Annotated in this window: 6 protein-coding genes; 3 read left to right on the top strand and 3 right to left on the bottom strand. The window is 70.1% G+C overall.

Annotated features, from left to right (window positions below; genetic code table 11):
• Nucleotides 1–432: arginine deiminase family protein (locus PV363_RS14275; RefSeq protein WP_301022656.1), on the top strand; the 432-nt coding region annotated here is incomplete at its 5' end.
• A 171-nt stretch (nt 433–603) separates the two neighbouring features.
• Nucleotides 604–2046, top strand: a complete 1443-nt coding sequence (locus PV363_RS14270) for an MFS transporter (RefSeq protein WP_301022655.1) — start codon at nt 604–606, stop codon at nt 2044–2046.
• A gap of 108 nt (nt 2047–2154) precedes the next feature.
• On the opposite strand, the gene ygiD is transcribed toward PV363_RS14270, so the two are convergent.
• Nucleotides 2155–3027, bottom strand: coding sequence for a 4,5-DOPA dioxygenase extradiol (ygiD, locus tag PV363_RS14265; RefSeq protein WP_301022654.1), 873 nt, complete (start codon nt 3025–3027; stop codon nt 2155–2157).
• A gap of 64 nt (nt 3028–3091) precedes the next feature.
• Between ygiD and PV363_RS14260 the strand changes: the two genes are divergently transcribed.
• A complete protein-coding gene (locus PV363_RS14260; RefSeq protein WP_220366464.1) occupies nt 3092–4114 on the top strand; it encodes an LLM class flavin-dependent oxidoreductase in 1023 nt (340 codons plus the stop codon).
• Nucleotides 4115–4120: 6 nt separating this feature from the next.
• Here PV363_RS14260 and PV363_RS14255 read toward each other — a convergent pair whose 3' ends face one another.
• Nucleotides 4121–4666, bottom strand: a complete 546-nt coding sequence (locus PV363_RS14255) for a phosphatase PAP2 family protein (protein WP_301022653.1) — start codon at nt 4664–4666, stop codon at nt 4121–4123.
• Between the two features lie 144 nt (nt 4667–4810).
• Nucleotides 4811–6643, bottom strand: coding sequence for a phosphoenolpyruvate carboxykinase (GTP) (locus PV363_RS14250; RefSeq protein WP_301022652.1), 1833 nt, complete (start codon nt 6641–6643; stop codon nt 4811–4813).
• Nucleotides 6644–7003: the final 360 nt, after the last annotated feature.

Below are 7003 nucleotides of genomic sequence, written 5' to 3'. Positions count from 1 at the left end.
GCCACGATGCACCTCGACACGGTCGTGACGATGGTCGACGTCGACGCGGTGGTCATGTATCCGGCGGTCGCCGACACGCTCCGCGCCTACCCGGTCACCGAGGGCTCCGGGACCGCGCTGTCGATCGACGAGCCGGCTCCGTTCCTCGAGGCGGCGGCGAAGGCGCTGCAGATCGACCGGCTGCGCGTCATCGACACCGGGCTCGACGCCGTCACCGCCGAGCGTGAGCAGTGGGACGACGGCAACAACACGCTCGCGATCGCGCCGCGGCTCGCCGTGGCGTACGAGCGCAACATCGAGACCAACGCGCGGCTCGAGTCGGCGGGCATCGAGGTGATCCGGATCCAGGGCTCGGAGCTCGGCACCGGGCGCGGCGGTCCCCGCTGCATGTCGTGCCCGATCGCGCGCGACCCGGTGGTGCCCGGCGTTTGAGGTGCTCGCACCGGAAGTCCGACGATCCCACCTCGTATTCGGGGTGGGATCGTGGCGTCTGAGGTGTGAGCACCCGAAACGCCGCCCGGCCGGAATGAACCCGTACGGCCTGTGGTTGGTTGCATAGCAGGACTGGTCGCACCCACGCGGCCGCCGTGACAGGGGGCCAGGGTGATCTCGACCGCGCGTCGTACGCACTATCGCGTCACGCTCGCGGTGCTGTGCGTCGGAGTCGCGTCGTTCGCCCTGGTCCAGTCGCTCACGATCCCGGTGCTCCCGCGCATCCAGGAGGAGCTCGGGACCAACGCGACGACCGTGACCTGGGTCGTCACTGCCTACCTCGTCTCCGCCTCGGTCTTCACGCCGCTGGCCGGCCGACTCGGTGACGCGACGGGCAAGGAGCGCGTGCTGGTGTACGCGCTCGGGCTGCTCGCGGTCGGGTCCGTGGTCGCTGCGCTCGCCCCGAACGTCGGCGTGATGATCGCGGCGCGGGTCATCCAGGGCGTCGGCGGCGGCGTCGTACCCCTGGCGTTCGGGATCATCCGCGACGAGTTCCCCGAGCCCAAGATCTCCGGCGCGATCAGCTTCACGTCGGCCCTGATGGGAGCGGGCGGCGGTTTCGGCACGGTGGTGGCGGGGCCGATGGTGGACGGGCTGGGCTACGTGTGGCTGTTCTGGCTGCCGGCGATCGTCACCGGCGCCGCGGCCGTCGCAGCGTGGGTCCTCGTCCCCGCGTCCCCCGTACGCACGCCGGGCCGCATCCCGTTGCTCCCGACGCTGCTCTTCGCCGGGTGGCTGACGGCGCTGCTGATCGGCATCAGCGAGGGGTCGCGCGTCGGGTGGGGTGCGCCGCTGGTCGTCGGCCTCCTCATCGCGGCGGTCGTCCTGCTCCTCGGATGGGTGTACGTCGAGCAGCGGGCCGCCGTACCCTTCATCGACCTGCGCATGATGCGCCTCCCCGCGGTGTGGACCGCCAACCTCGTCGCGTTCCTCATGGGCGTCGGCATGTATGCGTCGTTCGCGTTCACGCCACGGTTGCTGCAGACCGACCCGAGCGTCGCCGGCTACGGGTTCGGCGCGTCCATCACCGAGTCGGGCCTGCTGATGCTGCCCTCGGCGGTCGGCACGTTCGTGATGGGACTCGTCACCGCGCCGCTCACCCGCATCCGCGGCCCCAAGCCGGTCGTGGTGATCGGCTGCCTCCTGAGCGCGATCGGGCTCGGGGCGATGGGCCTGGTCCACCACGAGCCGTGGCAGACGGCGATCGCCAGCGGCCTGTTCGGGATCGGCCTCGGCGCCGTCTTCGCCTGCCTGGCGAGCCTCGTCGTCGCCGCGGTGCCGCCGGAGCAGACCGGCGTGGCGAGCGGCATGAACGCCAACATCCGTACGATCGGCGGCGCGGTCGGCTCGGCGGTGATGGCGACGATCGTGACGGGCCAGCTCGGACGCGGCGGGGAGCCGCGAGAGTCGTCGTACGTCGCGGGGTTCCTGTTCTTGTCGGCGGCGCTGCTGGTCGCGGCGCTGGTCGCGCTGCTGATCCCGAAGATGAGTCCGCGCGAGCTGGAGGGCGGGCTCGACGTCGACCGTGAGCCGGAACCCGCGCTCGCCGACTGACTCCCTGCCCGCTCCGTCCCCGATTTGTGCACCTCCTCAAGGAATCGGGCCGGGGATTCCTCGACGAAGTGCACAAATCGGGGACGGGAGGGGCCGGGGCCGGACGGGTCAGATGTTGGAGCCGTCCGGGGGCGAGGCAGGGGTGCCGGGATCACCCGTGGGAGCTCCCGCACCGGCGTCCGGGCAGTCCAGGTCGAGCGTGAACGCCGTCATCGACAGCGACCCGTACGTGTAGCCGTCGACGAGCACGTCCGCTCCACGGCCTGACTGGTCGGCCATCCCGGCGAGATAGAGCAACGGCAGGAAGTGGTCCGGCGTGGGCACCGCGTGCCGGTAGTCGGCGTGCGCGTCCATCGTCGCGATGTTGGTCGGGTCCTCGGCCATCAGCTCCCTGGCCGACTCGTCGAAGCGGTGCGCCCAGTCGTACCCCTCGTCCGCGAGTCCCCAGTCCATCCCGCCGAGGTTGTGGACGACGTTGCCGCTGCCGAGGACGAGCACTCCGTCGGCGCGCAGGGCGTTGAGCTTCTGGCCCAGGTCGAGGTGGTAGTCGAGGCCCTTGTCGGCGTTGATGCTCAGCTGGACCACCGGGATGTCGGCGTCGGGGAAGACGTGGGTCAGGACCGACCAGGTGCCGTGGTCGATGCCCCAGGAGTCCTGGTCCTCGCCGCACCACGTCGGGTGCACGGCGTCGGAGACCTCCTCGTACAGCTCGGGCATCCCGGGCGCCGGATACTGCACCTCGAACAGCTCGCGTGGGAAGCCGTAGAAGTCGTGGATCGTCCTCGGGGTGCGCATCGCGGTGACCGCCGTGGCGTTGATGTACCAGTGCGCCGACACGACGAGGATCGCGCGCGGCTTCGGCAGAGACTCGCCCAGCGCACGCCATGCCTCGGTGTAGCGGTTGCGCTCGAGCGCGTTCATCGGGTTGCCGTGGCCGATGAACGCGGCGGGCATGAGGGAGGGGGCTGCGAGGTCGGCCATGTCGTCATTGTCGCCCAAGGCCCCGGAGCGCGGAGGTAGTTGACACTTCATCTACCATGGGGAGATGAAGAACGTCGGCTTCCTCTCCTTCGGCCACTGGCAGGCCGTCCCGGGCTCGCAGGTCCGTACGGCACAGGACGCGCTGCTCCAGACGATCGATCTCGCCGTCGAGGTCGAAAAGCTCGGTCTCGACGGAGCGTACGTGCGTGTGCACCACTTCGCGCGCCAGCTCGCGTCGCCGTTCCCCCTGCTGGCCGCGATCGCAGCGCGGACGTCGCGGATCGAGATCGGGACCGGCGTGATCGACATGCGCTACGAGAACCCCTTCGCGATGGCGGAGCAGGCGGCCGCCGCCGACCTGATCAGCGCGGGCCGGCTCCAGCTCGGCATCAGCCGCGGATCACCGGAGAACGCGCAGCGCGGGTACGAGTCGTTCGGGTTCGTGCCGCCGGAGGGCGGGACCGACGCCGACATGGCGCGGACGCATGCCGAGATCTTCCTCGCCGCGATCAGGGGTGCGGGCGTGGCGCTGTCCGACCCCGCGATGACCGGCCAGCAGGTGCCGCTCTCGATCCAGCCGCAGTCCGACGGGCTCCGCGACCGCATCTGGTGGGGCTCGGGCACCCGGGCGACCGGCGAGTGGGTCGCGAAGCAGGGGATGAACCTCATGTCCTCCACGCTGCTGACCGAGGACACCGGCGTGCCGTTCGACCAGCTCCAGGCCGAGCAGATCGCCCGCTATCGCGACACGTGGGCTGAGCAGGGCTGGGAGCGCGAGCCGCGGGTCTCCGTCAGCCGCAGCATCGTGCCGCTGCTCGACGACACCGACCGCGCCTACTTCGGCGAGCGCTCGGACGCAGACCAGGTCGGGGTCATCGACGGGCTGGTGTCGCGGTTCGGGAAGTCGTATGTCGGTGAGCCCGCCGCGCTGGCGGAGGAGCTCGCCGCGGACGCCGCGGTACGGGATGCCGACACGCTGCTGATCACGGTGCCGAACATGCTCGGCGTCGCCTACAACGTCGAGCACCTCGCCGCCCTGACCGAGGAGGTCCTGCCGGCGATCGGCTGGTCGCCCCGGTCGGCCTGACGCCGCTCACCCCACCCGGGGCGGTTGCACGAGCAGCGCGGCGACCCGCGCGGCCAGCAGCCGCGCGACGACGACGGTGACGGCGATCCCGAGCGCGGTCCCCGCGGCGACGTCGGCGATGTCGGGGACCCCGACCACGACCCGTCCGACCGCCACGACGACGGCGACAGGCACCGCGTACCGCCACCACCGCGGTGCCACCAGCACCACCGCCGTCGCGAGGGCGGCGGCGATCGTCGCGTGGTTGCTCGGCCACGCCCAGTCGCCTTCGGCGGGGCAGGTCGCGAGCACGTCGACAGCGCCGCACGGCCGCTCGTCACGGACGAGGACCTTCAGCACCTCGCTGGCGCCGTACGCCAGCACGACGCCGGCTCCGGCCGCGATCCCGACGGCGAGCGTGCGAGGCCCACGCCCGTACGAGGTGGCCGCCAGGACCAGCGCGAGCACGACGAGCCCGATGTCGGGGAGCAGCTCCACCGCTGTCGCGAGCGGGGAGGGGAGGCCGGTGGCGGCCTCGGCGATCAGGCGTGAGAGCGGGTCGGAGATCAGCACTCCGTGACCGTACGGCGGCGCGCGCCGTGACCCGTCAGCCCTCGGGCCTGTGCTGCGGGCGGCGGGTCAGACCCCAGTCGTACGCGCCCCGGACAGCACGACGCCCCGCACCCTGCGTGAGGGTACGGGGCGCCGCGCCAGAGCTCAGGCCTCGAGGCGGGCCTTCAGACCGTCGAGCTCGGTCCAGAGCACGGCCGGCAGCTTGTCGCCGAACGTCTCGAACCACTCGTTGATCTGCGGGATCTCGGTCTTCCACTCGTCGGCGTCGACGGCGAGGGCCTTCGCAAGCTGCTCCTCGGTGACGTCGAGCCCGTCGGTGTCGAGGGCGCCGGGCGCCGGCACGAGACCGATCGGGGTCTCGACGGCGTCGACGTTGCCCTCGATGCGATCGACGACGTACTTGAGGACGCGGCTGTTCTCGCCGAAGCCCGGCCACAGGAACGAGCCGTCGTCGTCACGACGGAACCAGTTGACGTAGAAGATCTTGGGGAACTTCGACTCGTCGTTGTTCTTGGCCATCGAGATCCAGTGGCTGAAGTAGTCACCGGCGTCGTAGCCGATGAACGGCAGCATCGCCATCGGGTCGCGACGGACGACGCCGACCGCACCGGTCGCCGCGGCCGTGGTCTCCGAGGAGAGCGTGGCGCCCATGAACGTGCCGTGGCTCCAGTCGCGGGCCTCGGTCACCAACGGGATGGTCGTCTTGCGGCGACCGCCGAAGAGGATCGCGTCGATCGGGACGCCGTTGGGGTCGTCGTACTCCGGCGCGAGGATCGGGCACTGACGGATGGGGGTGCAGAAGCGGCTGTTGGGGTGCGACGAGAGCTCGTCGGACTCCGGAGTCCAGTCGCGACCCTTCCAGTCGGTGAGGTGCGCGGGCGCGTCCTTCGTCATGCCCTCCCACCACACGTCGCCGTCGTCGGTCAGCGCGACGTTCGTGAACACCGAGTTGCCCTTGGCGATGGTGCGCATCGCGTTGGCGTTGGTGTCCCAGCCGGTGCCCGGCGCGACGCCGAACAGGCCGAACTCCGGGTTGACGGCGTACAGGCGGCCGTCGGCGCCGACGCGCATCCAGGCGATGTCGTCGCCGAGGGTCTCGACCTTCCAGCCCTCGATGGTCGGCTCGACCATCGCGAGGTTGGTCTTGCCGCAGGCGCTGGGGAACGCCGCGGCGACGTACTTGACGACGCCCTCGGGCGAGGTGAGCTTGAGGATCAGCATGTGCTCGGCCATCCAGCCCTCGTCGCGGCCCATCGCGGAGGCGATGCGCAGCGAGTAGCACTTCTTGCCGAGGAGGGCGTTGCCGCCGTAGCCCGAGCCGTACGACCAGATCATGCGCTCCTCGGGGAACTGCACGATGTACTTGGTGTCGCTGCACGGCCACGGCACGTCGTCCTGGCCCGGCTCGAGCGGCGCGCCGACGGAGTGCAGCGCGGGGACGAAGGACGCGTGGGTGCTCTCGATGCGGTCGAGGACCTCACGGCCGACACGCGCCATCACCGACATGGACGCGACGACGTAGGCGGAGTCGGTGATCTCGACGCCGAACATCGGGTGAGCGGAGTCGATGTGGCCCATCACGAACGGGATCACGTACATCGTGCGCCCACGCATCGAGCCGTCGTACAGCTCGATCATGATGCGCTTCATCTCGGTCGGAGCCATCCAGTTGTTGGTGGGTCCGGCGTCGGCCTTGTCGACGCTGCAGATGTAGGTACGGTCCTCGACGCGCGCGACGTCGGTCGGATCGGAGGCGCACCAGAAGGAGTTGGGCTTCTTGCTCTCGTCGAGCCGCACGAACGTGCCGGCGGCGACCAGCTCGTCGGTGAGGCGGGTCCACTCCTCGGGAGTCCCCTCGATCCAGGTGATCGAGTCGGGCTTGGTGAGTGCGGCGACCTCGTCGACCCAGGTCTGGAGCTCGGCGTGGCTCGACCTGTAGGTGCTCGTCGGGGCGTCGGTGGTGATGTCTGCGGCCATGATGATCTGTGTCCTTCTCGCATCGCGATTCAAGCGTGTTGATTCGCACTGGCCAGGCCAATCCCGTGACCGGTCAGCTGATGTGGATAGGTGGGCGAGGCTCACGCTGCGGGACCGGTGCGCGGTCCCGAAGGACGAGAGCCGTGTCGCCAATGTATGCCCCGTTCGCGCCCCCGCCTCACACGGGCCTCGAGATAGTGAACATTCTCACAAGGGCCTCTGGCCTGCGGTTTTAAGTTGATCCGGCCCACAAATCGAGTTCAAAAGGGTCGAACCAGGACAGCCGTCCAAGTGGTTGGCTTTTCACAATCTCCGGACAGGGTCGCAACCTCCCACGACCCCCTCCGCCCGCGGGTCACT

Origin of the sequence: Mumia sp., assembly GCF_028803055.1 — a bacterium.
GTDB lineage: Bacteria > Actinomycetota > Actinomycetes > Propionibacteriales > Nocardioidaceae > Mumia.
Note: the sequence above shows the minus strand (reverse complement) of the source record. Positions and strands in the feature narration are given on the sequence as shown.

Excerpts from the sequence above, each read along its gene's own strand:
- ygiD (WP_301022654.1), bottom strand. The coding sequence starts at position 3,027 with ATGGCCGACCTCGCAGCCCCCTCCCTCATGCCCGCCGCGTTCATCGGC.
- PV363_RS14260 (WP_220366464.1), top strand. The coding sequence starts at position 3,092 with ATGAAGAACGTCGGCTTCCTCTCCTTCGGCCACTGGCAGGCCGTCCCG.
- PV363_RS14250 (WP_301022652.1), bottom strand. The coding sequence starts at position 6,643 with ATGGCCGCAGACATCACCACCGACGCCCCGACGAGCACCTACAGGTCG.